At 72.2% G+C, this 25785-nt stretch carries 20 protein-coding genes; 6 read left to right on the forward strand and 14 right to left on the reverse strand.

The window, feature by feature from the left end; genetic code table 11:
• Nucleotides 1-63: 63 nt before the first annotated feature.
• The 6 genes from IFT73_RS12085 to IFT73_RS12110 form a co-directional block, all read right to left on the reverse strand.
• A complete protein-coding gene (locus IFT73_RS12085; RefSeq protein ID WP_197984153.1) occupies nt 64-1656 on the reverse strand; it encodes an ABC transporter substrate-binding protein in 1593 nt (530 codons plus the stop codon).
• Nucleotides 1657-1929: 273 nt separating this feature from the next.
• On the reverse strand, nt 1930-2877 hold the full coding sequence (locus tag IFT73_RS12090; protein WP_192167851.1) for an electron transfer flavoprotein subunit alpha/FixB family protein: 948 nt from the start codon (nt 2875-2877) through the stop codon (nt 1930-1932).
• 19 nt (nt 2878-2896) lie between these two features.
• Nucleotides 2897-3679: an electron transfer flavoprotein subunit beta gene (locus tag IFT73_RS12095; RefSeq protein WP_371811256.1), complete on the reverse strand. Its 783-nt coding sequence runs from the start codon at nt 3677-3679 to the stop codon at nt 2897-2899.
• Between the two features lie 166 nt (nt 3680-3845).
• Entirely contained in the window at nt 3846-4016 is a 171-nt protein-coding gene (locus IFT73_RS12100; protein ID WP_157432712.1) for a hypothetical protein, read from the reverse strand.
• 87 nt (nt 4017-4103) lie between these two features.
• On the reverse strand, nt 4104-5051 hold the full coding sequence (locus tag IFT73_RS12105; RefSeq protein ID WP_192168187.1) for a hypothetical protein: 948 nt from the start codon (nt 5049-5051) through the stop codon (nt 4104-4106).
• 49 nt (nt 5052-5100) lie between these two features.
• Nucleotides 5101-7722, reverse strand: a complete 2622-nt coding sequence (locus IFT73_RS12110) for a hypothetical protein (RefSeq protein ID WP_192167853.1) — start codon at nt 7720-7722, stop codon at nt 5101-5103.
• A 261-nt stretch (nt 7723-7983) separates the two neighbouring features.
• Between IFT73_RS12110 and IFT73_RS12115 the strand changes: the two genes are divergently transcribed.
• The 4 genes from IFT73_RS12115 to IFT73_RS12130 are packed head-to-tail and all read left to right on the forward strand — an operon-like array spanning nt 7984 to nt 11758.
• Nucleotides 7984-9240: a glycosyltransferase gene (locus IFT73_RS12115; RefSeq protein WP_192167854.1), complete on the forward strand. Its 1257-nt coding sequence runs from the start codon at nt 7984-7986 to the stop codon at nt 9238-9240.
• Between the two features lie 32 nt (nt 9241-9272).
• Nucleotides 9273-9986, forward strand: a complete 714-nt coding sequence (locus IFT73_RS12120) for a bifunctional 2-polyprenyl-6-hydroxyphenol methylase/3-demethylubiquinol 3-O-methyltransferase UbiG (protein WP_192167855.1) — start codon at nt 9273-9275, stop codon at nt 9984-9986.
• On the forward strand, nt 9987-11042 hold the full coding sequence (locus IFT73_RS12125) for a prenyltransferase (protein ID WP_192167856.1): 1056 nt from the start codon (nt 9987-9989) through the stop codon (nt 11040-11042). It abuts the gene before it with no gap.
• Nucleotides 11030-11758 carry a class I SAM-dependent methyltransferase gene (locus IFT73_RS12130; RefSeq protein WP_371811257.1) on the forward strand — a complete coding sequence of 243 codons (729 nt, stop codon included), beginning with the start codon at nt 11030-11032 and terminating at the stop codon, nt 11756-11758. Before IFT73_RS12125 ends, IFT73_RS12130 begins: the two co-directional genes overlap by 13 nt.
• Nucleotides 11759-11861: 103 nt before the next feature.
• On the opposite strand, the gene glgB is transcribed toward IFT73_RS12130, so the two are convergent.
• The 7 genes from glgB to IFT73_RS12165 all read right to left on the reverse strand — a co-directional run bounded on the left by glgB (nt 11862) and on the right by IFT73_RS12165 (nt 22557).
• The gene (glgB, locus tag IFT73_RS12135; RefSeq protein WP_192167857.1) at nt 11862-13760 is read right to left on the reverse strand and encodes a 1,4-alpha-glucan branching protein GlgB; all 1899 of its coding nucleotides are present in this window, start codon (nt 13758-13760) and stop codon (nt 11862-11864) included.
• Nucleotides 13757-15169, reverse strand: coding sequence for an aminoglycoside phosphotransferase (locus IFT73_RS12140; RefSeq protein WP_192167858.1), 1413 nt, complete (start codon nt 15167-15169; stop codon nt 13757-13759). Before IFT73_RS12140 ends, glgB begins: the two co-directional genes overlap by 4 nt.
• Nucleotides 15166-17010 carry a maltose alpha-D-glucosyltransferase gene (treS, locus tag IFT73_RS12145; RefSeq protein ID WP_192167859.1) on the reverse strand — a complete coding sequence of 615 codons (1845 nt, stop codon included), beginning with the start codon at nt 17008-17010 and terminating at the stop codon, nt 15166-15168. Before treS ends, IFT73_RS12140 begins: the two co-directional genes overlap by 4 nt.
• A complete protein-coding gene (locus tag IFT73_RS12150) occupies nt 17007-18983 on the reverse strand; it encodes an alpha-1,4-glucan--maltose-1-phosphate maltosyltransferase (protein ID WP_192167860.1) in 1977 nt (658 codons plus the stop codon). The genes treS and IFT73_RS12150 overlap by 4 nt, the downstream gene beginning before the upstream one ends.
• An 89-nt stretch (nt 18984-19072) precedes the next feature.
• Nucleotides 19073-19753 (reverse strand): alpha/beta hydrolase, encoded by a 681-nt coding sequence (locus IFT73_RS12155; RefSeq protein ID WP_371811258.1) that lies wholly within the window; start codon nt 19751-19753, stop codon nt 19073-19075.
• Nucleotides 19754-19793: 40 nt separating this feature from the next.
• Nucleotides 19794-21917 carry a glycogen debranching protein GlgX gene (gene glgX, locus IFT73_RS12160; protein WP_192167861.1) on the reverse strand — a complete coding sequence of 708 codons (2124 nt, stop codon included), beginning with the start codon at nt 21915-21917 and terminating at the stop codon, nt 19794-19796.
• A 55-nt stretch (nt 21918-21972) separates the two neighbouring features.
• Complete coding sequence (locus tag IFT73_RS12165; RefSeq protein WP_192167862.1) at nt 21973-22557, reverse strand: hypothetical protein; 585 nt, start codon at nt 22555-22557, stop codon at nt 21973-21975.
• A gap of 211 nt (nt 22558-22768) precedes the next feature.
• Here IFT73_RS12165 and IFT73_RS12170 point away from each other — a divergent pair, with 211 nt between their 5' ends.
• The gene (locus IFT73_RS12170; protein WP_192167863.1) at nt 22769-23590 is read left to right on the forward strand and encodes a PhzF family phenazine biosynthesis protein; all 822 of its coding nucleotides are present in this window, start codon (nt 22769-22771) and stop codon (nt 23588-23590) included.
• A 30-nt stretch (nt 23591-23620) separates the two neighbouring features.
• Here IFT73_RS12170 and ndk read toward each other — a convergent pair whose 3' ends face one another.
• Nucleotides 23621-24028: a nucleoside-diphosphate kinase gene (ndk, locus tag IFT73_RS12175; RefSeq protein ID WP_192167864.1), complete on the reverse strand. Its 408-nt coding sequence runs from the start codon at nt 24026-24028 to the stop codon at nt 23621-23623.
• Nucleotides 24029-24065: 37 nt separating this feature from the next.
• On the opposite strand from ndk, the gene IFT73_RS12180 reads away from it, so the two are divergent.
• A complete protein-coding gene (locus tag IFT73_RS12180; RefSeq protein WP_197984157.1) occupies nt 24066-25730 on the forward strand; it encodes a glycoside hydrolase family 13 protein in 1665 nt (554 codons plus the stop codon).
• Nucleotides 25731-25785 lie beyond the last annotated feature (55 nt).

Here is a 25785-nt window from a genome sequence, read left to right on the forward strand (position 1 = left end):
CCCGCACAGGGTGGGGCGGGAACCCGAAGGTTCCCGCCCCACTCTAGACGCGGACGTCGAGGACTACTTGGTGATGTCCTGGAGCTCCGGCTTGTTCTGCCAGTTGAACTTGACGTTCTTGACACCGTCGGCGGCAGCCGCCGAGATGCTGGTGTTCCACAGCGGGATCGCCGGCAGGTCCTTGAACAGGATCGCCTGCGCGTCGGCGTACAGCTTGTAGCGCTCGGTGTCGTCCTGCGCACCCGAGGCCTGCTGCAGCAGGGCGTCGAGGTCCTTGTTGCTGTAGTCGCCGTCGTTCGAACCCGCACCCGTGCCGAAGATCGGCGCGATGTAGTTGTAGATCGACGGGTAGTCGGGCTGCCAACCGGTACGGAACGCCGTGCCGATCGTGCGGTCGGTGACCTCGGTGCGCAGCTCGGCGAACGTCGGGAACGCCTTGGGCTCGACGTTGATGCCGAGGTTGTTCTTGAGCTGGTTGGTCAGGGCCTCGACCCACTCCTTGTTGCCCGGTCCGTCGGCGTTGTACGCGACGACGAACTTGCCCTCGAAGGGCTTGATCGCGTCGGCCTGGGCCCAGAGGTCCTTGGCGCCGGCGGCGTCGAAGTCGAGGACGTCCTGTCCCTCGATGTCCTCGGTGAAGCCCGGCATCAGCGGCGAGCTGAAGTCGGTCGACGGGATGCGCGAGCCGTCGAAGATCTTGTCGGTGATCTCCTCACGGTTGATGGCCTTGGAGATGGCCTGACGACGCAGGTTGCCCTCCTCGCCCTTCTCGAAGCCGGGCAGCGACTCGGGGATCGTGATCGTCGAGTTCGGCGAGCCGGGCTCGCTGAAGGCCTGGATCGAGTTGTCGTCCTTGTAGGTCGTCAGCGCGCTCGGCGGGACCTGGTCGAGGACGTCGAGGTTGCCGGCCTGCACGTCGGAGAACGCCGTGTCGGGGTTCTCGTAGAACTTCAGCGTGACGCCGCCGTTCTTGGCCGGACGGACGCCCTCGTAGGTCTTGCTCGGTGTGAGCACGGCCTCGACGTTGTCGGTCATCGACGCGAAGTCGTAGGGGCCGTTGCCGATCGGCTTCTTGCCGAACGCGTCCATGTCGTCGAAGGCCGACGCGGGCAGCGGGAAGAACGCCGAGTAGCCCAGGCGCGACGGGAAGTCGGACTCGGCCTGCTTGAGCTCGATCGTGAACGTCGAGTCGTCGACGACCTTGAGGCCCGAGATCGTCTTGCCGCCGTCGGGGATCGTGCCCTCGTCGTCGGTGCCGGCGATCGGGTAGAAGAAGTAGGCCGAGAGCTGCTCGTTGGCGGCGTCGGCGCCGTAGTTCCAGGCGTCGACGAACGAGTTCGCGGTGACGTCGGTGCCGTCGGAGAACTTCCAGCCCGACTTGATCTTGACGGTCCACAGCTTGTTGTCGTCGGAGGTGATGGAGTCGGCGACCTCGTTCTCGCTCGAGCCATCGGTCTTGTACGAGATCAGACCGGCGAAGATCAGGTCCACGATGTTGCCGCCGCCGACCTCGTTGGTGTTGGTCGGGATCAGCGGGTTCTGGGGCTGGGTGCTGAAGGACGTGATGACCGCGTCGGACGAACCGCCGCTGCCACCGCCCTCGCTGTCACTGCCGCCGCCGCACGCTGCCAGGGTGAGGCTGGCGGCGGCGATCATGGCCACTCCCGCTAGGCGTGTTCGCCGGGTGAGTCGCATGTAGTCCTCCTGTGGATGAGTCAGGTGCACGCTGGCGCGCGCCCCCTATGACTATCACCGCGGACCGCCCGCCGAACAGCACCTGGGCGATGCTTAATCAAAGTGACACCTAACAAGTCAATAGTTCCGGGGTGTCATCCGGCATGGCTCACATGGTGAGGAGCTGTCTCACATGACAAGACGGCGGCCGGTCCGCACCAAGGTGCGAACCGGCCGCCGAGGGGCGCTGCTAGATCAGCCCTTGCGCTTCTTGACCTCGTCGGTCGCGGCGGGCAGGACGGCCTTGAGGTCGCCCACGACGCCGAAGTCGACGAGCTCGAAGATCGGCGCCTCGTCGTCCTTGTTGACCGCGATGATCGTCTTGGACGTCTGCATGCCGGCGCGGTGCTGGATCGCGCCCGAGATGCCGTTGGCGACGTACAGCTGCGGCGAGACCGTCTTGCCGGTCTGCCCCACCTGGAACGAGTGCGGGTACCAGCCGGAGTCGACCGCGGCGCGCGAGGCGCCCACGGCGGCGCCGAGGCTGTCGGCGAACGCCTCGACCTCGGTGAAGTCGCCGCCGGTGCCACGACCACCCGAGACCACGATGGCGGCCTCGGTCAGCTCGGGACGGCCCGAGGCGGCCTTCTCCTTGGACGACGTGATCTTTGCGCCCTTGGCGCCGTCGGAGATCTCGGCCGACTTGGCCTCGACCGTCCCGGCACCCGCGGCGGCCTCGGGGGCCGTCGAGTTGGGCTTGACCGAGATGACCGGCGCGCCCTGCGTCACGTTCGACTTGACCGTGAAGTTGCCGGCGAAGACCGACTGCGTCGTGGTGATGGTGCCGCCGTCGGCCTGGACGTCGACGGCGTCGCCGATCCAACCCGACTCGGTCTTCAGCGCCACGCGGGCGCTGATCTCCTTGCCCTCGGTGCTGGCGCCGGTGAGCACCGCGGCGGGGCTCGTCTCGGCGACGAGCTGCGCCAGGGCCTCGGCCTTGGGGCCGACGAGGTACTCGCCGTAGACGGCGTCGTCGTAGGTGTAGATCTTCTCGGCGCCGTACTCGGCCAGGACGCCGGTGTCGGCGGTGCCGAAGACGACGGCCGAGGGCTCGCCGATGCGGCGGGCGATCGTGAGCAGCTCGAGCGAGGGCTTGGTGACCTTGCCGTCGGGAGCGTCGATGAGAACGAGAACTTCAGTCATGTGGGATTCCTCAGCCTTCTCAGACGAACTTCTTGGACGCGAGGAACTCGACGAGCTTGGTGCCGCCGTCTCCCTCGTCGGTGACGATCTCGCCGGCCGTGCGCGGCGGGCGGGGCTCGTACGACTCGACCTTGGTCCAGGCGTTGTCGAGACCGACCTTGCTCGCGTCGAGGCCCAGGTCGGCCAGCGACCACTCCTCGACCGGCTTCTTCTTGGCGGCCATGATGCCCTTGAAGGACGGGTAGCGGGCCTCGCCGGTCTGGTCGGTGACCGAGACGACGAGCTTGCCCGTGCCCACGATCTCCTGCGTCGCGACGTCGCCGTCGCGGCGGATCGTGACGGTGTCGCCGTCGACCGTGATCTCGGAGGCGAACGTGACGGCAGGCAGGCCGAGGCGCTCGGCGACCAGCGTCGGGACGACGCCCAGGCCGGCGTCGGTCGACGCCATGCCGAAGAACAGCAGGTCGTAGTCGCCGACCTTCTCGATGGCCTTGGCGAGGATCTCGGACGTCGCGAAGGCGTCGGACCCGTGGATCGCGTCGTCCTGGACGTGGATGCCGGCGTGCGCGCCCATCTGCAGGGCCTTGCGCACCGCGTCGGCGGCCTGCTCGGGACCGACGGTCAGGACGGTGACCTCACCGTCACCGGCCTCGATGGTCTGCAGCGCCTGCTCGACCGCGTACTCGTCGAGCTCGGACAGCAGACCGTCGACACCGACGCGATCGACGGTGTTATCGGCGCTGAACGTCCGGTCGGCCGTGGCGTCCGGGACATACTTCACAGCGACAACGATTTTGGTCACGAGGACCCTCCTGCGCATCAGGGGCACGACGACCAGACGGCCGTCGCGTCAGTCAGTGGACTGGTGGGCACCGTGGCCCGCCGCGAGGCGGGTGAGGCGACCCTTCTTCACCTGAATGTTACCCACTCGTAGTAATGAGGGCGACAGGTGTGTGACATGCGGTAGATCACATCGGGCGGCCGCCACCCACGCGCGGCTGCCTGCGGCGGTCGAGCACGACGTCGACCATCGAGCCGTCGTCGAGCGAGGCCGCGCGGCGGGTGCTGATCAGCAGGGCGGCGGCGACGGACAGCACGAAGGCCGCGACGACCGCCGTCGCGACGAGGGAGAGGAGCATGTGGGGGTCCGTTCGTTGGTGTCACGCGCCGTGACACCAGTGCAGAACCTCGCGGCCCCCGATCATGACGCGATCGCGCCGACCGTCTCAGTCCTCGACCGTCGACCGGAGCAGCGACTGCGCGACCACGCCGACCACGAGGTACGCGATCGCGCCGGCTCCCCAGGCCACCAGCGCCTCCTTCATGGCGGCGTTCTCGCCGGAGAACGAGACGGCGCCGCGCAACGGGCCGACGAGGGCGTCGCAGATGCCCGACACGGTGTCGTAGACCGATCCGTCGGTCGAGTCGAGCGCCACGAGCAGGGCGCCGAACGCCAATACGACCGAGCACACGAGCCCGACCGCGCCGAGCAGGCCGGCCAGCGCCACGACGAGGCGTCGCCGGCCCTGCCCGTCGCCACGGGGACGTAGCCGCTGCGACAACGGCACCGCGGGCTCGCGGGGAGCCTCGACGATGCCGTCGTCGTCGGGCGTGGCGGGGATCGTGACGGCGACGCGTGCCGGCGCGGGAGCCGGACGGTCGTCCGCGGGCGACGTCTCGGGGGCGGGCGACGTCTCCTCGGCGCTCGCGCCGGCCGACGCACGGTCCGCCGGCAGCAGGTCGTCGTCGTCCTCGACGTGGAGGGCCTGCTCGACCCGCTCGTCGTCGGCGGGCGGTTCGGGCTCCGGCTCTGGCTCCGGCTCCGGCTCCGGCTCGGGTTCGGGTTCGGGCGCGTGCTCGGGTTCCGGCTCGGGCCGGGGCGCGACCACCTCGTCGTGGTGCGTCACGACCTCGGGTGACTCCTGGGCCGCGGTCTCGTCGTCGACGCGCTCCGCGGCGGCCGCCGGCGCCGCCTCGCGCCGCGCCACCGCAGCGGCCTCGACCGCCGCCGCCCTGGCCTCGGCCCGTCGCTGCCGGGCCTCGAGCTTGGCCGCACGCCGCGACTCGCGCGCCCGTCGTCGCTCCTCGGCCCGGTCGCTCGCGGACTGGTCGACGGCCCGCCCACGGTCGGACGGCTCGGGCAGCGGCGCGTGCTCGGACGCGTCGACCGCCACGCGGTGCGGCAGCGCGGTGATCGTCGCCGCGCAGGGGCGCGGGCTCAGCTCATCGGCGTCGGACGACTCTTTTTTTGATCTTGGGGGCGAGTGCCCCGGACTCGTCGCTCACCTCTTCGGGCGTGCGGTCGTCGCCGTCGTGCTGGGCGGGCGCCTCGTCGACGTACTCGTCCACGAGCGGCTGCGGCGCCGAGAGAGGCGTCGCGGCCGACGAGTGGTTCGCCATCACGATGTGCGCCTGCGCGACCCGCTCGGCCTCGGCCTCCGCGGCCGCGACCCACTCGAGGGCCGTGCGCTCGGCCTCCTGCAGCTTCTCCTCGGCCGCGGACCGCGCCGCGGCCACCGCCTGGCTGAGCCGCTCCTGGGCGTCGCGCTTGGACTGCAGCGTGACCCTCTCGGCCTCGGCCTCGGCGGCCGCGACGCGCTGGCGGGCGTCCTGCTCGGCCTTCTCGGCGACGCGTCGGGCCTCCTCCTGCGCGGCCTCGACGCGGGCCGCGGCATCGCGCTCGGCCTCGGCGATCTTGCGCTCGGCGTCGAGGCGCGCGGCCTCGACGTCGGTCGCCAGCTTTCGCTCGGCCTCGTCGCGGGCGGCGGCGGCGAGCCGGTTGGACTCCGCTGCGTCCGCGGCGACCCGCTCGGCGTCGGCCTCGGCGGACCGGATCTTCTCGGCCGCGTACCGCTCGGCCTCGGCCAGCTTGGCCGCGGCGTCGGCACGCTCGGCCTCGGCCTCGCGCGCCAGTGCCGCGGCCTCCTCGGTCGCGCGGTCGACGCGCGCCTTGGCCTCGTCGCGCTCCCGGGCGAGCTGGGCGGTGGCCTCCTCGTGCCGCTGGGCGGCCTCGGCGGCCAGTCGGTCGGCCTGCACCTTGGCCGCGGTGAGCTTCTCCTCGGCGGCACGCTCGGCGTCGGCGACCCGCACCGCGATCGCGACCCGCTCGGCCGCGGTCTCCTGCGCGTACTTCTCGGCCTCGCCCTTCGCGGCGGCGACGTGGCTGGCGGCCGACTCCTCGGCGTCCCTGATCGTCGCCTCGGCCTGTCGCCTGACCTCGGCGAGGCGGGCATCGGCCTCCTCGCGCTCTCGGGCCAGCCGCGCGATGGCGGCCTCGCGCTCGGCGGCGGCCTGCGCCGCGACCTTGCCGGCCTCGGCACGCGCCTCCTCGACACGGCGCTGGGCGTCCTGCTCGGCGAGCTCGAGCCGGCGCTGGGCGGCCTCCTCGGCGGCCTTCTCGGACTCGGCCAGGCGCCGCTCGGCAGTGATCTTGGCCTCGGCCTCGGCCTGCTCGGCGAGTCGGCGCGCCTCGGCCTCGGCCTGCTCGATGCGCTGCTGCGCCTCGGCCTCGGCCTTCGCCTTGGCCTCGGCGACCCGGGCGTCGGCCTCGCGCTGGAGCTGGGCGATCTTGGCGGCGGCGGCCTCGCGCTCGCGGGCGATCTCGGCCGCGACGCGGTCGGCCTCCTGCTGGGCGGCGCTGACGCGCTCGGCGGCGGCCTGCTCGGCGGCCTTGAGCTTGGCGGCGGTGACCTCGCGCTGGGCGGCCTCGTCGGCGGTCAGCCGGGCCGAGACCTCGGCACGTTCACGAGCGGCCTCCTCCATCAGGCGCGCGGCCTCGGCGCGTGCCGCGGCGACGCGCTGCTGCGCCGCGGCGCTGGCGGCCGCGAGCTTCTCGGCGAACGTCACGGGAGCCGGGTCGGCGGGCGCGGCGGGACGGGAGGCCTCGACCGGGACGGGCTCGGGCTCCGACTCGTGCTCCTTCTCGGCAACCGGCTCCGGCTCGGGCTCCGGCTCCACGACGGGCTCGGGCGTCTCGTCCACGACCGGCTCGGGCTCGGGCTCGGGCTCCTCGTCGACGATCGTCTCGACGACGCGCTCCTCGACGACGACCGGACCGGCCTCCTGCTGCTCCTCGGCCGGCTCCTCGACGACGGCGGTGTCGGACGGCTCGTCGTCGCCCGGGCCCTCGGCAGCGGGCTGCTCGGCGGTCGGCTGCTCGGCGGTGGGCTGCTCGGCGGTCTCGGCCGACAGCTGCGCCGCGGTGGGCGCACTGCCCAGACGCCCGAACACGGACGTCTCGCGGGCGGGGGGCTCGGTGCGTCCCTCGTCGGCGGAGGTCGCCGGCGAGGACCCGACGGCGTCGAACGTGCTGGTCGACACGACCGTCTCGTCGGGGCGGGGCTGCTCGGCGGGGCGCGGCTGCTCGGCCGGTCCGGTCGCGGTCGCGGACGCGGACGCGCCGCGGGCCGCGGCCAGCCGCTGGGCCAGGGTCTGCTCGACGGGGGGCTGGGGGGACGCGTCGGCGTCACGGCTCGACGACGGCGCGGCGGTCGGTGCCGATCCGGCGGACGGGGCGGCGTCGGTGGCCTGCGCGGTGTCGGCCTCGGCGGCGCGGCCCGGCTGGCGCCTCGACGAGGCGAAGCTCTTGGCGGCGGCACGCTCGGCCCGGCGCTTCTCCGCGGCAGCCTGGCGCGCCGCCCGTGCCGCGGCGCGGCGTGCCCGCGGGCTGTCGTCGGCGGCGGCCGCCTCGCGCCCCGCGTCGGCGCCGTCGCGACGTGACGGCGGGGTGTCGGACGTGGCCGGAGTCGACGACTCGCCGTTCTCCTGGTCGATCATCTCGGCGGCTACCTGCAGGGGATCTGCACGCCGACGGTCGACCTGCTGGGGGGACTGTGAGTCGGTCATGACTCCCTTTCATCTACCGCTGGTGGCACGTCGTGGATCAGTATGCCCCATGTGTTACTCCCGTCACATGGGAATCGAGCCGCGCCGATCGACGGGACGGCACGGGGCCGCGACGTCGTCACGGCGGCTCGAAGGCCTCAACGAGCGGACCGGCCGAAGGTCCCGCACGACCTGCGGACGGTCGACGACACGGCCGACGCGGCGACGACGGCGGCCACCCGGCATGATGGACCTCTACCCATCAGTAACCGAGGAGGTCGGGTGCGGATAGCGCTGCTGTCATACCGGACGAAGGAGCACTGCGGTGGTCAGGGCGTCTACGTCCGGCACCTGAGCCGCGGACTCGCCGAGCTCGGCCACGAGGTCGAGATCTTCTCCGGCCAGCCGTACCCCGAGGACCTCGACCCCCGGGTCAGGCTCACGAAGGTCCCGAGCATGGACTTCTTCCGCGAGCCCGACCCGTTCCGCACGCCCCGCCCCGGCGAGTTCCGCAGCGCCACCGACGTGCTCGAGTACGCGCTGACGCTGACCGGGTGCTTCGCCGAGCCGCTGACGTTCACGCTGCGGGCCGCGAAGATCCTCAAGCACCGCGCCGACGAGTTCGACGTCGTCCACGACAACCAGAGCCTCGGCTACGGGCTGCTCGCGATCATGCGCCGCGGCATGCCGGTCGCGGCGACCGTGCACCATCCCATCACGCGCGACCGGCAGGTCGAGCTGGCCGAGGCCCGGGGCCTGCGCAAGCGGCTGTCGGTGTCGCGGTGGTACAGCTTCGTCCCGATGCAGGCCCGCGTCGCCCGACGCATCCCGGTCGTGCTGGCCGTGGCCGGCACGTCGGCCGCCGACTCCGTGGCCGACTTCGACCTCGACGCCCGGCAGATGCGGGTCGTGCCCCTCGGCGTCGACACCGACGTCTTCGCACCGCGCGAGACCCGCGTGCCCGGCCGCATCGTCGCGATCGCGAGCGCCGACAAGCCGCTCAAGGGCGTCGTCCACCTGCTCGAGGCGATCGCCAAGGTGCGCACCGAGCACGACGTCCACCTCGAGCTCGTCTCGCACCTCGAGCCCGGCGGCGCGACCGAGCGGCGCATCGCCGAGCTCGGGATCGCCGATGCCGTGCACGTCGCGAACGGCATCTCCGACGACGACCTCGGCGAGCTGCTGGCCTCGGCCGAGATCATGTGCGTGCCATCGCTCTACGAGGGCTTCTCGCTGCCGACCGTCGAGGCGATGTCGTGCGGCACGCCGGTCGTCGCGACCCGCGCGGGGGCACTGCCCGAGGTCGTCGGCGTCGACGACGACGGAGCCAGCGAGTGCGCCGTGCTGGTCGAGCCGGGCGACGCCGAGGCGCTCGCCGCCGCGATCCGCACGCTCGTCGAGTCGCCCGAGACGCGCGAGCGGCTCGGTGCGGCCGGACGCCGCCGCGCGCTCGAGCGCTACAGCTGGACGGCGGTCGCCGAGAAGACCGTCGAGGCCTACGCCGAGGCCGTCGCCGCCGCACGGACCAGCCACCCCTGACCACCGCCACCCCTGACCACGAGGACGACCCCATGCTGACCGTTGACTTCGACCGCCTGCGGGTCGGCCGACGCACCCGCTTCATCGACGTCGGTGCCGGAGCCGGCCGCCACTCCTACGAGGCCCTGCGCCGCGGCGCCGACGTGACGGCGTTCGACATGGACGAGGTCGAGCTCAAGGGCGTCGACGACATGTTCGGCGCGATGGCCGAGGTCGGCGAGGTGCCGCCCGGCGGAACGGCCCGTGTCACGGTCGGCACGATCCTCGACATGCCCTACGACGACGGCGAGTTCGACGTCGTGCTGGCCTCGGAGATCCTCGAGCACGTGCCCGAGATCGAGCAGGCCGTCGCAGAGCTCGTGCGCATCACGGCCCCCGGCGGCACCCTGGCCGTCACGGTGCCGCGGTGGCTGCCCGAGCGCATCTGCTGGGCGCTGTCGGACGAGTACCACGCCAACGAGGGCGGGCACATCCGCATCTTCAAGGCCGACGAGCTGCAGGCCATGGTCGAGGCGCACGGGCTGACCACGACGCACCGCCACCACGCGCACGCCCTGCACTCCCCCTACTGGTGGATCAAGTGCGCCGTCGGCGTCGACCGCGACCAGCACCCCCTCGTGCGCGCCTACCACCGCCTGCTGGTGTGGGACATGATGAAGGCCCCGGCGGCGACGCGCCTGGCCGAGCGGGCGCTCGACCCCGTCATCGGCAAGAGCGTCGCGCTCTACTTCACCAAGCCGTTCTGAATGCCGCACCCGCTCCCCCACGTCGCAGGCGTCCTGACCGCCGCGCAGGTCGCGCAGACGGCTGACGCGATCGCCCGGACGCAGCTCGCGTCCGGCGCGATCCCGTGGTTCGAGGGCGGTCACACCGATCCGTGGGACCACGTGCAGGCGGCGATGGGGCTCAGCGCCGCGGGCCGGCTCGACGAGGCGGCCCGCGCGTACGAGTGGTCGCGGTCGACCCAGCGCGACGACGGCTCGTGGGCGATCCGCTACGACGGCGAGGTCGTCACCGACGCGCACGTCGACTCCAACTTCTGCGCGTACGTCGCCACCGGCGTGTGGCACCACTGGCTCGTGACGGGCGACCGGACGTTCGCCGAGACGATGTGGCCCGTCGTCGAGCGGGGGCTCGACGCCGCCCTGATGATGCAGCGCGACGACGGCGCGGTCGTGTGGGCGTCCGCCGACGGCCGGCTGGTCTCCGAGGCGCTCGTGACGGGCAACGCCAGCATCCACCTGAGCCTGCGATGCGGTGTCGCGCTGGCCGAGCTCGTGGGGGCGGCGCGCCCCGACTGGGAGCTCGCGGCCGCGCGACTGCGTCACGCGCTCGACGAGCACCCCGGGGTGTTCGTCGAGAAGCCGCACTCGATGGACTGGTACTACCCGGTGCTGGGCGGCGCGATGTCCGCGGACGCGGCCGGTGCACGCCTGCACGACCGGTGGGACGACTACGTCGTGCCGGGGCGCGGTGTGCGCTGCGTGACGCCGAACAACTGGGTCACGGGCGCCGAGACGTGCGAGCTCGTGCTGGCCCTCGACGCCGTCGGGCGCGGCGACGACGCCGTCGCCCTGCTGGCCGACATGCAGCACCTGCGCGACCCGGACGGCTCCTACTGGACCGGCCTGGTCTACGAGGACGACGTCAGGTGGCCCGTCGAGCGCACCACCTGGACCGCCGCCACCGTCGTGCTCGCCGCCGACGCGCTGTCGCGCACCACGCCGGGCAGCGGGCTGTTCCGCGGCACCGGCCTGCCCCTGCTCCGCGACTGGAAGGTCGAGACCCCGTGTCCCCTGTGACCCCCTCCCCCCAGGCACCCGACGACCGCGCACCCGGCGCCGATGCCTCCGCCGCCGCCCCGGCTCCCGTGACGCTGCCCGACGCGCTGGTCTCGCTGGTCGAGGCGACCAAGGGGTTCATGCCCGCCGACGAGGGGCTGGCCCTGCACGCCGCCGCGGTCGAGCACCTGCGCGAGGGCGGCGTCGCGCTCGAGATCGGCACGTACTGCGGCAAGTCGACGATCTACCTCGCCCACGCGGCGTCGGTGACGGGCTCGACCGTCGTGACGATCGACCACCACCGCGGCTCGGAGGAGCAGCAGCCGGGCTGGGAGTACCACGACGAGTCGCTCGTCGACCCGCACGTGGGACTGATGGACACCCTGCCGTTCGCCCGGCGCGCGATCGCCGACTCGGGCCTCGAGGACGTCGTGGTCGCGATGGTGGGTCGCTCGTCGGCGATCTCGCGGTGGTGGCAGACGCCGCTCGACCTGGTCTTCGTCGACGGCGGCCACACCGACGAGGCCGCGCAGGCCGACTTCCGGGGCTGGGCGCCGCAGGTGCGGCTCGGGGGCGTCCTGGTGATCCACGACGTCTTCCCCGACCCGGCCGACGGCGGCCAGGCGCCCTACCGCATCTACCGTCAGGCCCTCGACGGCGGTGAGTTCGTCGAGCGGTCGGTCACGGGCTCGCTGCGCGTGCTGCAGCGCGTCGTGCTGTCCGCCCACCACCACTAGGGGCGCGCGGGCTACGCCCGCAGGCGACTCCGTCGCCTCCACGCTTCGCGTGGGCGCCAGCCTCGCTGCGCTCGGCCCATGGTGGGGGCCGAGCACAGCCGGATCAGGTGGTCGGGGTCAGCCAGAGGACGCCGCTCGGGGGCAGCTGCAGCACCGCTGAGTGCTCGAAGCCGTGCAGCGGGACGTCCTCGGCCTCGACCGCGCCGAGGTTGCCGACGCCCGAGCCGCCGTAGATCTCGGCATCGGTGTTGAGCACCTCGCGCCACGTGCCTCCCGACGGCAGGCCGATGCGGTAGTCGTGGTGCGGCTCCCCCGCGAAGCTCGCGACGCAGGCGACCTGCGAGCCGTCCGACCCCGTGCGCACGAAGGCGATGACGTTGCCCGCGGTGTCGCTGGCGTCGATCCACCGGAACCCCTCGGGACGGTCGTCGATCGTCCACAGCGCGGGTGCCGAGCGGTAGAACGCGTTGAGGTCGGTCACGAGGTGCAGGATGCCCAGGTGCAGGGGGTCGTCGAGCTGGCCCCAGTCGAGCGAGCGCGACTCGGCCCACTCCGACTCCTGGCCGAACTCGCCGCCCATGAACAGCATCTGCTTGCCCGGGTGGGCCCACATGAACGCCAGCAGCCCGCGGACGCCGGCCGCCTTGTTCCACGCGTCGCCCGGCATGCGGCCCCACAGGGAGCCCTTGCCGTGCACGACCTCGTCGTGCGACAGCGGGAGCACGAAGTTCTCGGTGAACGCGTAGTCGATCGAGAACGTCATCTCGCCGTGGTGGTACGAGCGGTGGATGGGGTCGTGGCCGAGGTACGACAGCGTGTCGTGCATCCAGCCCATGTTCCACTTGAAGCCGAAGCCGAGCCCCCCGCCGTCGGTCGGACGGCTGACGCCGGGCCACGCCGTCGACTCCTCGGCGATCATCATGACGTCCGGGTGGTGCTTGTAGACCGTCGCGTTGAGCTCCTGCAGCAGCTGGACGGCCTCGAGGTTCTCGCGGCCGCCGTGCTGGTTCGGCACCCACTCGCCGTCGTTGCGCGAGTAGTCGAGGTAGAGCATCGACGCGACCGCGTCGACGCGCAGGCCGTCGAGGTGGAACTCCTCGAACCAGTACAGCGCGTTGGCGACGAGGAAGTTGCGCACCTCGCGACGTCCGAAGTCGAACACGTACGTGCCCCAGTCGGGCTGCTCGCCCCGGCGCGGGTCGGGGTGCTCGTAGAGCGGGGTGCCGTCGAAGCGGGCCAGCGCGAACTCGTCCTTCGGGAAGTGCGCGGGCACCCAGTCGACGATGACGCCGATGCCGCGCTGGTGCAGCTGGTCGACGAACCAGCGGAAGTCGTCGGGCGACCCGAACCGCGACGTCGGCGCGTAGTACGACGTCACCTGGTAGCCCCACGACCCGCCGAACGGGTGCTCGGCGACCGGCATCAGCTCGACGTGCGTGAAGCCCGTCTCGGTCAGGTAGTCGCCGAGCTCGTCGGCCAGCTCGCGGTAGTCGAGCCCGGGACGCCACGACCCGAGGTGCACCTCGTAGATGCTCATGGGCGAGGCGAGCGGCGTGCGGGACGCACGGTCGGCGATCCACGCGTCGTCGGCCCACCGGTGGGTGGCGGTCGTGACGACCGAGGCCGTCGCGGGCGGCACCTCGGTGCCGAACGCCATCGGGTCGGCCTTCTCGTGCCACGCGCCGTCGGGTCCCTCGATGCGGAACTTGTAGGCCGTGCCGGCGCCGACACCCGGGACGAACAGGTCCCACACCCCGGCGCCGATCGGACGCATCGCGTGGTCGCCGCCGCCCCAGAAGTTGAAGTCGCCGATGACCTGCACCGCGCGGGCGTGGGGTGCCCACACCGCGAACGACGTGCCGTCGACCGCGGTGCCATCGGCGTCGTCGAGGGTGCGGACGTGCGCGCCGAGGACGTCCCAGAGCCGTTCGTGGCGCCCCTCGCCGATCAGGTGGAGGTCGAGCTCGCCGATGCTGGCCGGCCAGTCGTGCTGCGTGGTCATGAGGGTCCTTCGGTCATGAGGCGCTCGATCGACGCGAGGGGCACCGAGAGCCAGTCGGGACGGTTGGCGTGCTCGTACGCGACCTCGTACACGGCCTTGTCGAGCTCGAGCGCGCGCAGCAGGACGGCGGCGTCGCGCGGGTCGGTGCCCGCGACCTCGGCGTAGCCGTCGCAGAACGCGTCGCGGTTGCGCCGCGCCCACCGCATCGCGACGTCGGCGAGCACGGGGTCGTCGGGCCCGCCGACCAGCAGCTGCTGCGCCGCGTAGTCGAACGAGCGCAGCATGCCGGCGACGTCGCGCAGCGCCGACCGCAGCCGTGAGCGCTCGGCCACCGAGGCGGCGGGCTCGCCCTCGAAGTCGAGGATCAGCCAGCCGCTCAGCGTGCGCAGCACCTGGCCGAGGTGCAGGTCGCCGTGGATGGACTGCATCTGCACGGGCACCTCGTGGTGCCGCATCGCGTCGAACGCGGCGCGCAGCCCGGGGACGTGCGGGACGAGCTCGGGGACGTCGTCCGCGACGCGGTCGAGCCGCTCGAGCATCACCGTCACGGTGCGCTCGAGCTCGGCGGCGTCGGCGTCCTCCGTGCCGAGCGCGGCCCGCAGGTCGGCGTGGACGTCGGCGACCGCGCGACCCAGCCGCGAGGCCTCGCCGGCGAAGTCGCCGCCGAGGTCCTCGGGCGAGACCGAGGGATCGGCCATCAGGTCGCGCACGCTGGTGCTCGCCATGACCCAGCCGTCGACGGCGTCGGGCATGAACCGCTGCAGCATGCCGATCGTCGTGGGCTCGCCGTCGAGCGTGCCGCTGATCGACCCGAGCGGCTCGGCGATGTGCTGCGAGCCGACCTCGCGCAGGGCGCGGTGCAGGCGCAGGTCCTTGTTGAGGCCGGGCGACAGCTTGCGGAACAGCTTGAGGATGTACTGCGACCCGTACACCAGCGAGGTGTTGCTCTGCTCGGTCGTGATGGGGTGGGCGCGCAGGCCCGCCGTCAGCTCGGCGCCGGGCTCGGTCTCGAACAGCAGGCCGTCGACCAGGGCGCCGTCGACCATCCGGTCGAGCAGCGCGGCGGTGAGGTCGGCGTCGCCGGACGCCTCGTAGTACGTCGCGCCGTCGACCTCGCCGATCGTCGCGGACGCCGCCACGTCGGGAACCTCCGCACGGCGGCTGCCGACCAGCAGCTGGTACGGCTCGAGACGGCCGTCCTGCTCGACCTCGACGACGAGGTGCAGCAGCAGGGGGTCGCCCTCCGTGACGGTCGTGCAGCTCAGCGCGCGCACGGCCGTGATGTCGCGGTCCTTGCCCGCGAACCACCGCTGCGTCGGCAGCCACTCGGGCAGCAGCGCCGCGAGCGCGTCCGCCACCCCGTCGTGCGTCTCGCCGCCGGTCTCGGTGGTGTCCAGGGGTCCGCTCATACCTTGCTCCTCCGCTCGCCCTCGTCGCCGCGCTCCGACAGCTGGAACCAGTAGAAGCCGTGGCCCGGCAGCGTCAGCAGGTACGGCAGCTCGCCGATCCGGGGGAACCGGACGTTGCCGGTCAGCTCGGCCGGCGTGAATCCCTCGTACGTCCCGAGCTCGAGCTCGACAGGCTGCGGGAACCTCGACAGGTTGTTGACGCACAGCACGACGTCGAGCTCGCCGTCCGGACGCTCCCAGCGCCGCAGGTAGGCCAGCACGCTGGGGTTGGAGCCGCCCAGGTCGATGAACTCGCCCTCGGCGAACGCGCTGTGCTGCTTGCGGATCGCGATCATGCGGCGGGTCCAGTTGAGCAGCGACGCGGCGTTGTCCTGCTGCGCCTCGACGTTGATCGCCTCGTAGCCGTACGTCGGGTCCATGATCGGCGGCAGGTAGACCCGGCCCGGGTCGGAGCGCGAGAAGCCCGCGTTGCGGTCGGGCGACCACTGCATCGGCGTGCGGACCGCGTCGCGGTCGCCCAGCCAGATGTTGTCGCCCATGCCGATCTCGTCGCCGTAGTAGAGGACGGGCGAGCCGGGCAGGCTCAGCAGCATCGCCGTGAACAGCTCGAGCTGGTTGCGGTCGTTGTCGAGCAGCGGCGCGAGCCGGCGTCGGATGCCGATGTTGGCCTTCATGCGCGGGTCCTTGGCGTACTCCGCGTACATGTAGTCGCGCTCCTCGTCCGAGACCATCTCGAGCGTCAGCTCGTCGTGGTTGCGCAGGAAGATGCCCCACTGCGTGCCGGACGGGATCTCGGGCGTCTGCTGCAGGATCTCCGAGATCGGGAAGCGCGACTCGCGGCGCACCGCCATGAAGATGCGCGGCATCAGCGGGAAGTGGAACGCCATGTGGCACTCGTCGCCGCCGACGGCCGGGTCGCCGAAGTACTCCACGACGTCGGCGGGCCACTGGTTGGCCTCGGCCAGCAGGATGCGGCCGGGGTACTCGCGGTCGATCGTGGCGCGCACCTCGCGCAGGTACTCGTGCGTGCGCGGGAGGTTCTCGCCGTTGGTGCCCTCCTCCTCGAACAGGTAGGGCACGGCGTCGAGGCGGAACCCGTCGATGCCGAGGTCGAGCCAGAAGCGCAGGACGTCGATCATCGCCTCGCGCACCTCGGCGTTCTCGAAGTTCAGGTCGGGCTGGTGGCTGAAGAACCGGTGCCAGAAGAACTGGCCCCGCACGGGGTCGTAGGTCCAGTTCGACGTCTCGGTGTCGACGAAGATGATGCGCGCGTCGGAGTACTTCGAGTCGTCGTCGCTCCACACGTAGTAGTCGCCGTACGGGCCCTCGGGGTCGTTGCGCGACTGCTGGAACCACGGGTGCGCGTCGGACGTGTGGTTGAGGACGAGGTCGGTGATGACGCGGATGTCGCGCTTGTGCGCCTCCTCGAGCAGGAAGACGAAGTCGTCGACCGTGCCGAACTCGGGCAGCACCGCGCGGAAGTCGCTGATGTCGTAGCCGCCGTCGCGCAGGGGCGAGGCGTAGAACGGCGGCAGCCACAGGCAGTCGACGCCGAGCCACTGCAGGTAGTCGAGCTTGCCCGCCAGACCGCGCAGGTCGCCCGTGCCGTCGCCGTTGGAGTCGGCGAAGGCGCGCACGAGCACCTCGTAGAACACGGCGTGCTTGAACCAGTCGGGCCTGGCGGCGGCCTGGTGGGCGTGCTCGAAGTCGTCCGAGTTCGGCTGGACGAGCGTGCCGTCCTCCTCGACGCCCTCACCCGTGTGCGGGATGTCGTCGAGCCCGTCGAGGGCCGCGTCGGGGGCGGGCGCGTCGTTCGCCTCGGTGGTCAGGTCGTCGGTCATGTGAGCTCTCTCTCGGGCTGCTCAGGCTTGCGCTGAAGGGTGATGATGTGGGCGACGGCACGGTGCGGGTCGAGTCTCACGTAGTTCTCGGCCCCCCACTCGTACGTCTCGCCGGTGACCTCGTCGTGGGCGACCAGGCGGTCGTCCCAGCGCAGACCGAGGGCCGGCAGGTCGAGGTGGATCGTGCCCTCGCGGGCCTCGTGCGGGTCGAGCGAGACGATGACGAGCACCGTGTCGCCCGTCGCGGGGTCCTGCTTGGAGTAGGCGACCAGGGCGTCGTGGTCGACGTCGTGGACGTGCAGGGTGCGCATCTGCTGCAGCGCCGGGTGGGCCCGCCGGATCTCGTTGAGGCGCGTGAGCCACGGCTCGAGCGAGCGTCCCTCGGCCAGAGCGGCCGCCCAGTCGCGGGGCCTGAGCTCGAACTTCTCCGAGTGCAGGTACTCCTCGCTGCCGGGCTTCTGCGGCTCGTGCTCGAACAGCTCGAAGCCGGAGTACACGCCCCACGTCGGCGACAGCGTCGACGCGAGCGCCGCACGGATCGCGAACATCGCGGGCCCGCCGACCTGCAGGTGCTCGGGCAGGATGTCGGGGGTGTTGACGAACAGGTTGGCCCGCGACTCGTCCCAGCGGTCGCGGATCTCCTCGGCGAACTCCACGATCTCGGCCTTCGTGGTGCGCCACGTGAAGTACGTGTAGCTCTGCGTGAAGCCCGCGCGGCCCAGCCCGTAGAGGCGGGCCGGCCGGGTGAACGCCTCGGCGAGGAACAGCACGTCGGGATGGGTCTGCTTGACCGTCGCGATGAGCCACGCCCAGAAGCTCGTCGGCTTGGTGTGCGGGTTGTCGACGCGGAAGATGCGCACGCCCCGCTCGACCCAGACCATCGTGATGCGCAGCATCTCGGCGAATGCCGCGTCGGGATCGTTGTCGAAGTTCAGGGGGTAGATGTCCTGGTACTTCTTGGGCGGGTTCTCGGCGTACGCGATCGTGCCGTCGGGCAGCACCGTGAAGAACTCGGGGTGCTCGGACGCCCACGGGTGGTCGGGGGCGGCCTGCAGCGCGAGGTCGAGCGCGACCTCGAGGCCGAGCTTCGCGGCGCGGCGCACGAGGGCGTCGAAGTCCTTGAAGGTGCCGAGCGCGGGGTGGACGGCGTCGTGCCCGCCCTCGGCCGCGCCGATGGCCCACGGCGACCCGACGTCGTCGGGCGTCGGCGTGAGCGTGTTGTCCCTGCCCTTGCGGTTGAGCCGCCCGATGGGGTGGATCGGCGGGAAGTACACGACGTCGAAGCCCATCTGCGCGACTCGGTCGAGCGCCTTCGCGGTGGTCTTGAACGTGCCGTGGCGGGCAACGCCGTTCTTGTCGACGCCACCGGTCGACCGCGGGAACAGCTCGTACCAGGAGCCGAAGGCGGCGCGGGTGCGGTCGACCGTCAGCGTGTGCGGCACGCCCTGGGTCAGCAGCTCGCGGACGGGCTCGTCGTGCATCGCCGCCTGCACGACGTCGCCCAGCGCCGGGGCGAGACGCTCGTCGAGCGGCAGGGTCGCGTCGCGCAGCGCCGCGGCGGCATCGCTCAGCGACGCGGCGTGCCCGGCCCGCAGGTCGAGGAGGCGGGCGCCGATCTCGAGGTCGTTCGCGAGCTCGGCCGCGCTCTGGCCGGCGGCCTGCTTGACCGACGCGGCGTGCGTCCACGTGGCCCACGGATCGCCCCAGGCGTCGACGCGGAACGTCCAGGTGCCGGGTGCGTCGGGCACGATCGTCGTCGCGAAGCGGTCGAGGCCGGTGCCGACCTCGGCCATGCGGGACGTGCGCTCGGCACCGTCCGGCCCCCACCAGACGACCGTGGCGGCGACGGCGTCGTGCCCCTCGCGCCAGACCGTCGCCGTGACGGGGACGTGCTCACCCACCACGGCCTTCGCGGGGTCGCGTCCCCCTGCCACCTCGGGGGTGACGTCGTCGATGCCCAGACGGCCAGTCATGCACGCTCCTGTGTGGTCGGTCCTGTCGTGCTCTTGGAAGTCCGGTACCCAGCCTTCCATGCCTGGCTCGTGATGCAACAACCCGCCGATCAGATCTCAATCGGGGACTCCCCCGCCAGCGCCTGCGCCACGACACCACGGGGTGTGCGGTCGTCGAGCAGCGTCGCCGCGGCGAAGTCGGCGGCGAGCCGCTCGAACTCGCGGCCCCGCCGCAGCATGGCGTGCTTGCCACCGGAGACGCGGACGTACGAGACGTCGGCGGAGCGGGCGAGGCGCCGCGCGGCGTCGGCGGAGCGGTCGGCGGGCGCGATGCGGTCGTCGGTGCCGTGCACGACCAGCACCCGCCGGCCGTGCAGGTCGATGTCGCCGTCGGTCGGGTAGACCCACGGGTTGAGCGCCACGACGCTGCGCACCTCGGGACGATCGGCGGCCAGGATCGCGGCCCGCCCTCCGAGCGAGTGGCCCACGAGCCCGACCGGCAGGTCGGAACCGAATCCGTGGCGCAGCTGGTCGATCGCCCAGTGGACGTCGTCGACCGGCGTGTGGCGGGTGTCCCAGCCCCTCGTCGAGTTGAGCAGGCGGTACACCGCGATGCGGCGCCGGTCGGCCTTCGCGACGCGCTGCGCGATCGGGATCATGCGCAGCACCGAGAGCTGCGTCGGGCTGACGCGCGGGTCGTCCCGCCGGCTCGCCCCGCCGTGCAGGACTAGGACGACGGCCTCGGCGCGGCGGGGCTCGGCGACGGCGATGAGACGTGGGCTGTTGGTCACGGGCGATGCTGTACCCGCCCACGCCCGGTCTCACACTGTGTCATCGCTCTCGCGGGGCCTCCAGCAGCAGCAGCGACCGCCCTGCGAGCGTCACGACGGCACCGGCCGGCAGGGGCTCGTCGGACCGCGGCGCGCCGTCGGGCGTGGTGGTGTCGAGCACCGGCTCGAACGTCGTCCCGAACTCGGCGCCGGGCAGCGTCACCTCGACCGGCTCGGCGCCGGCGTGCATCAGCAGCAGCCACGAGTGATCGGCCTGCAGCTCGCCCTCGCGGGTGCGCGACTGGCTGTTGGAGCCGTCGATCCACATGCCGAGCGTGCGGCACTCGTCGGCGGCCCACGCCTCCTCGTCCATCTCCTGGCCGTCGGGCCTCAGCCAGATCAGGTCGGGACGACCCGTGGGCGTGGTGCGCCCGTCGAAGAACTCGGGCTGGCGCAGCGCGGGGCTGTTGGCGCGCAGGAACACGACCCGCCGGGCGAACGCCAGCATCTGCTCGGACTCCGGCGACTCGTCCCAGTCGACCCACGACGTCGGGTCGTCGAGGCAGTACGCGTTGTTGTTGCCGTGCTGGGTGCGCCAGCGCTCGTCGCCGGCCACGAACATCGGGGTGCCGGTCGACAGCAGCAGCGTCGCGAACAGGTTGCGCGCCTGGCGGGCCCGCAGCGCCGTCACGTCGGCGTCGTCGGTCTCGCCCTCGACGCCGTGGTTCCACGAGCGGTTGTCGTTGGTGCCGTCGCGGTTGTCCTCGCCGTTGGCCTCGTTGTGCTTCTCGTCGTACGACACGAGGTCGCGCAGCGTGAACCCGTCGTGGGCGTTGACGAAGTTGATCGACTGCCACGGACGGCGCAGCGTGTGGTCGTAGAGGTCGGACGAGCCCGAGAGCCGGTACGCCAGGTCGTCGACACCCGTCGCGCCGCGCCAGAAGTCGCGGACGGTGTCGCGGTAGACGCCGTTCCACTCGGCCCACTGGGCCGCGAAGAAGCCGACCTTGTAGCCCTCGCCCGTCGCGTCCCACGGCTCGGCGACGAGCTTGCACCGCGAGAGGACCGGATCGGTCGTGATCGCGGTCAGCAGCGCCGAGTCGGCGTCGAACGCGCCACCGCGCGGACGTCCCATGGTGCTGGCGAGGTCGAACCGGAAGCCGTCGACGCCGAGCTCGGTCGTCCAGTAGCGCAGCGAGTCGGTGACCAGGCGGATGACGGTCGGCGAGCTCGCCTCGAGCGTGTTGCCGCACCCCGTGATGTCGGCCATGTGGCCGTCGTCGTCGTGCAGGTAGTAGGCCGTGGCCTCGTAGCCGCGGAAGCTCACGGTCGGCCCGTCGGGGCCGCCCTCGCACGTGTGGTTGTAGACGACGTCGACGATGACCTCGATGTTGGCGGCGTGCAGTGCCGCGACCATCGTGCGGAACTCCTCGACCTCGCGACCCGCTTCGCTGGCGTAGCCCGCGTGGGGGGCGAAGTAGCCGAGCGGCGAGTAGCCCCAGTAGTTGTGGCGTCCGTCGCGCACCAGCGACGGCTCGTCGCTGAACGCCTGCACCGGCAGGAGCTCGACGGCCGTGACGCCGAGGCGCACCAGGTAGTCGATGACGGCCGGGTGTGCCAGACCGAGGTAGGTGCCGCGCAACGCCTCGGGGACGTCGGGGTGCCGCGCCGTGAACCCCTTGACGTGCAGCTCGTAGACCACGGTCTCCTCGAACGGGATCTCGGGCTTGACGCCGGTGTCGGGCCCGCCGGGGCTGGTCACCACGCTGAGCGGCACGCTGCCGAGCGAGTCGACCGTGCTCGGGGGCCCGTCCGGGTCGTCGGCGTACCCGAGGGCGGCGTCGAGATCGGTCGTCGTGCCGCTGATGCGGCGCGCGTACGGGTCGACCAGGATCTTGTGCGGATTGCACCGCAGCCCCGTCGCCGGGTCGTACGGACCGTGGACGCGGAAGCCGTACTTCTGGCCGGGCGTGACACCCGGGACCAGGCCGTGCCAGACGCCGAACGTCCGCTCGGTCAGCTCGATGCGGCGCTCGGCGCCCTCGTCGTCGACGAGGCACAGCTCGACACGCTCGGCGACGCGGCTCGCGACCGCGAACCGGACGCCGCCCGCCTCGGGGTGGGCACCCAGCGGGAACGGGCGGCCGGCGAGCACCTGGGCGTCGGGCGTGGGGTGGGTGGCCATGGGGTCCAGTGTCGCAGGCCCCCGTGGCACCCGGCCCCGCCCGGCCGCGGGTCGATCAGTGCGAGGAGGCCTTCGCGAGGGTCTTGGCAGCCTTCTTCTTGGCCTTCTTGGTCGACTTCTTCAGCGCCTTCTTCTGCTTCTTCGACACGAGGCCGTCGGAGGAGTTCTTGCGCTCGAGGCGAGCGGCCTTGCGCTCGGCGCGGGCCGTCTTGCGCTCGGCCTTGCGCACCTTGTGGCTGTCGCCGCTGCCGTCGATCACGAGGCTGCTGCCGATGCCGAGCAGCCAGACGTCCTTGGCGATCGCGGTGCCCTGCTGCGTCGGGCGGATGCCGTCGCGCATGCCGGGCGTCTTGGCGTACAGGCCGAGCAGGCCGCCCGAGAACGCGACGAGACCGGCGCCGGCCTTGGTCGACGACACGCCGGGCAGCAGCAGCGCCGCGCCGAGGGCGATCTCGCCGGCGGCGAGGGCCTTGACGAAGATGGGCGGCTCGACCTTCTGGACCGCGGGGTACGTGCCGGCGGCGAAGCCGTGCAGCTGCTGCGCGGTCTCGGCGTCGGCCGACCACTTCGACAGGCCGGAGTTGAGGATGAAGGACCCGGCGGTCAGACGCAGCGGGACGTGGGACAGGCGGAACGACATGGGACCTCCAGGTAAGTGACGGTGCGAGCTCGTCCCCCACCGTACGGGTCACGCCCCCACCCCGCGCGTCAGGCCGTGATGGGGAACTTCGACGTCACCGTGTCCGTCGAGGTGACGCGACCATGCCTGAGACATCAGGGTCGCTGGGACGACCCCAACCTCTCAGGATCGTGCGTCCCGATCACACGACGTGCGTCGATAGGGTCGGGGCATGCGGTTCACCCAGGTCGACGTGTTCACCGACGAGCTCATGTACGGCAACCCCGTCGCCGTGGTGCACGACGCCGACGGGCTGGACGACGAGCAGATGGCCGCCTTCGCGCGCTGGACCAACCTGTCCGAGACCACGTTCCTGCTCGCCCCGACCGATCCCGCCGCCGACTACCGGCTGCGCATCTTCACGACGGGTGGCGAGCTGCCCTTCGCGGGCCACCCCACGCTGGGGTCGGCGCGGGCGTGGCTCGCCGCCGGCGGCGAGCCTCAGCGGCCCGGACAGCTGGTGCAGGAGTGCGGTGCCGGTCTGGTGCGGGTGCGCGAGGACGGCTCACGGCTCGCCTTCGCGGCTCCCCCGCTGCGCCGCGGCGGACCGGTCGACGAGGCGGACGTGCGGCAGGTCGCCGACGCGCTCGGCATCGACCGCGCCGACGTCATCGGCGCGCAGTGGGCCGACAACGGCCCGGGATGGATCGCGCTGCTGCTGCGCAGCGCCGACGCCGTCCTCGCGATCGAGCCCCGCGGCTTCGGCGAGCTCGACAAGGTCGGCGTCGTCGGACCCCACGCCCCCGGCGGACCCGCCGACGTCGAGGTGCGCGCCTTCTACCCGGGCTCGCCCGGCGAGGACCCCGTCACCGGCAGCCTCAACGCCGCGATCGGCCAGTGGCTGATCGGATCGGGCCTGGCCACCGACTCCTACGTCGCGGCCCAGGGCACGCGGCTCGGGCGGCGAGGCCGCGTGCACGTCGAGCGGGTCGACGACGACGTCTGGGTCGGCGGCGACACCGTCGTGGGCGTCAGCGGCACCGTCGCGCTGTAGTCGTCCGGACCGGCCGGACGACGACGCGCGTCAGAAGTGCGGGAACCAGAGCGCGATCTCGCGCGCCGACGACTCCTCGGAGTCGGACGCGTGCACCAGGTTCTCGCGGTTCGACAGCGACAGGTCGCCGCGGATCGTGCCGGGGGCGGCGGCGCGGCCGTCGGTCACGCCGTTGAGCAGGCGGACGACCGAGATCGCCTCGTCGCCCTCGAGCACCAGCGCCACGAGCGGGCCGGACGTCGCGAAGTCGCGCAGCGGCGGGTACCACGGCTGCTCGACGTGCTCGGCGTAGTGGGCGTCGGCCTGGGCCGCGTCGATCGTGCGCTGCTCGAGCGCCACGAGGGTCAGTCCCTTCGACTCGAAGCGCGACAGGATCTGGCCGACGAGTCCCCGACGCACTGCGTCGGGCTTGATCAGGACGAGGGTACGTTGCGACATGTTCAGTAACGTAGCGTGCGACCGGGAGGACCCGACCATGACCATCACGCCCTGGTGGCGCGACGCCGTGATCTACCAGATCTACCCCCGGTCGTGGGCCGACTCCGACGGCGACGGGATCGGCGACCTGCCCGGCATCACGTCGAGGCTCCCGCACCTGGCCGAGCTGGGCGTCGACGCCGTGTGGCTGTCCCCCTTCTACACGTCGCCGCAGAACGACGCGGGCTACGACGTCGCCGACTACCGCGACGTCGACCCCGTCTTCGGCACGCTCGACGACTTCGACGCACTCGTCGCGCGGGCCCACGAGCTCGACCTGCGGGTCGTCGTCGACATCGTCCCCAACCACACCTCGAGCGAGCACCCGTGGTTCCGGGCGGCCCTCGCGGCGGCCCCGGGCAGCCCCGAGCGCGCCCGCTATCTGTTCCGCGACGGCCTCGGCGAGTCCGGCGAGCTGCCGCCCAACAACTGGCCCAGCAAGTTCGGCGGACGCGCGTGGACCCGCGTCACCGAGCCCGACGGCCGGCCCGGCCAGTGGTACCTGCACATGTTCGACACCAGCCAGCCCGACCTCGACTGGACGAACCCCGAGGTGCGCGATGAGATGCAGGGCGTCCTGCGCTTCTGGCTCGACCGTGACGTCGACGGCTTCCGCATCGACGTCGCGCACGGGATGGTCAAGGCCGACGGCCTGCCCGACGCCGACGTGGACGACGACGACTCCGTCAGCCCGACGTCCCGGCTGCCCATGTGGGACCAGCCGGGCGTCCACGAGATCTACCGCGACTGGCGGCGCATCGCCGACTCGTACGCGCGAGAGGGAGAGGACGCCGACCGCATCCTGTGCGCCGAGGCGTGGGTGCTGCCGGGCGAGGCGCTGGCGCGCTACGTCCGCCCCGACGAGCTGCACCAGTCGTTCAACTTCGAGTACCTCATGACGCCGTGGCTCGCGGCCGACCAGCGCGAGACCATCACGCACTCGCTCGAGCAGGTCGCCGCGATCGGGGCTCCGCAGACGTGGGTGCTGTCGAACCACGACGTCGTCCGCCACGCCTCGCGGCTGGGGTACCCGCAGCACCCGGGCCTGCAGAAGATCGCCGGCATCGGGCCGGACGACCCGCAGCCCGACGCGGTGGTCGGCCTGCGACGCGCCCGCGCCGCGACGGCCGTGATGCTCGCACTGCCGGGCTCGGCCTACCTCTTCCAGGGCGAGGAGCTCGGCCTGCCCGAGGCCACGCAGCTGCCCGACGACTCGCGGCAGGACCCCACGTTCGCGCGCACCGGCGGCGCGTCGAAGGGGCGCGACGGGTGCCGGGTGCCCGTCGCGTGGGAGGGCGGCGACCCGTCGTACGGCTTCGGCCCCGGCGCGCAGTCGTGGCTCCCCCAGCCCGCCGAGTACGGTGCGCTCGCCGCCGACCGCCAGCGCGGCGTCGTCGGCTCGACCCTCGACGTCTACACGACGCTGCTGCGCCTGCGCCGCGAGCGTCGTCTCGGTCGCGGCGAGCTCACGTGGCTCGACGGCCACCCCGCCGACGTCCTGGCCTTCACGGTCACGTCCGACGAGGGGGCCGTCACGGTGCTGGCCAACCTCGGCGCGATGCCCGTCGAGCTGCCCGAGGACGCCGTCATCCTGGCCACGAGCAGCGACATCGAGCCCGTGCGCCTGCTGGGTGCCGACGAGGCGGTCTGGCTCGACGCCTGACCCGATGTTGCGGCCGTCCGGACACGCGGATAGGTTCGTCAGCACCCTGTGACCC

It is taken from the genome of Aeromicrobium sp. CFBP 8757 (genome assembly GCF_014841755.1).
Classification (GTDB): domain Bacteria; phylum Actinomycetota; class Actinomycetes; order Propionibacteriales; family Nocardioidaceae; genus Aeromicrobium.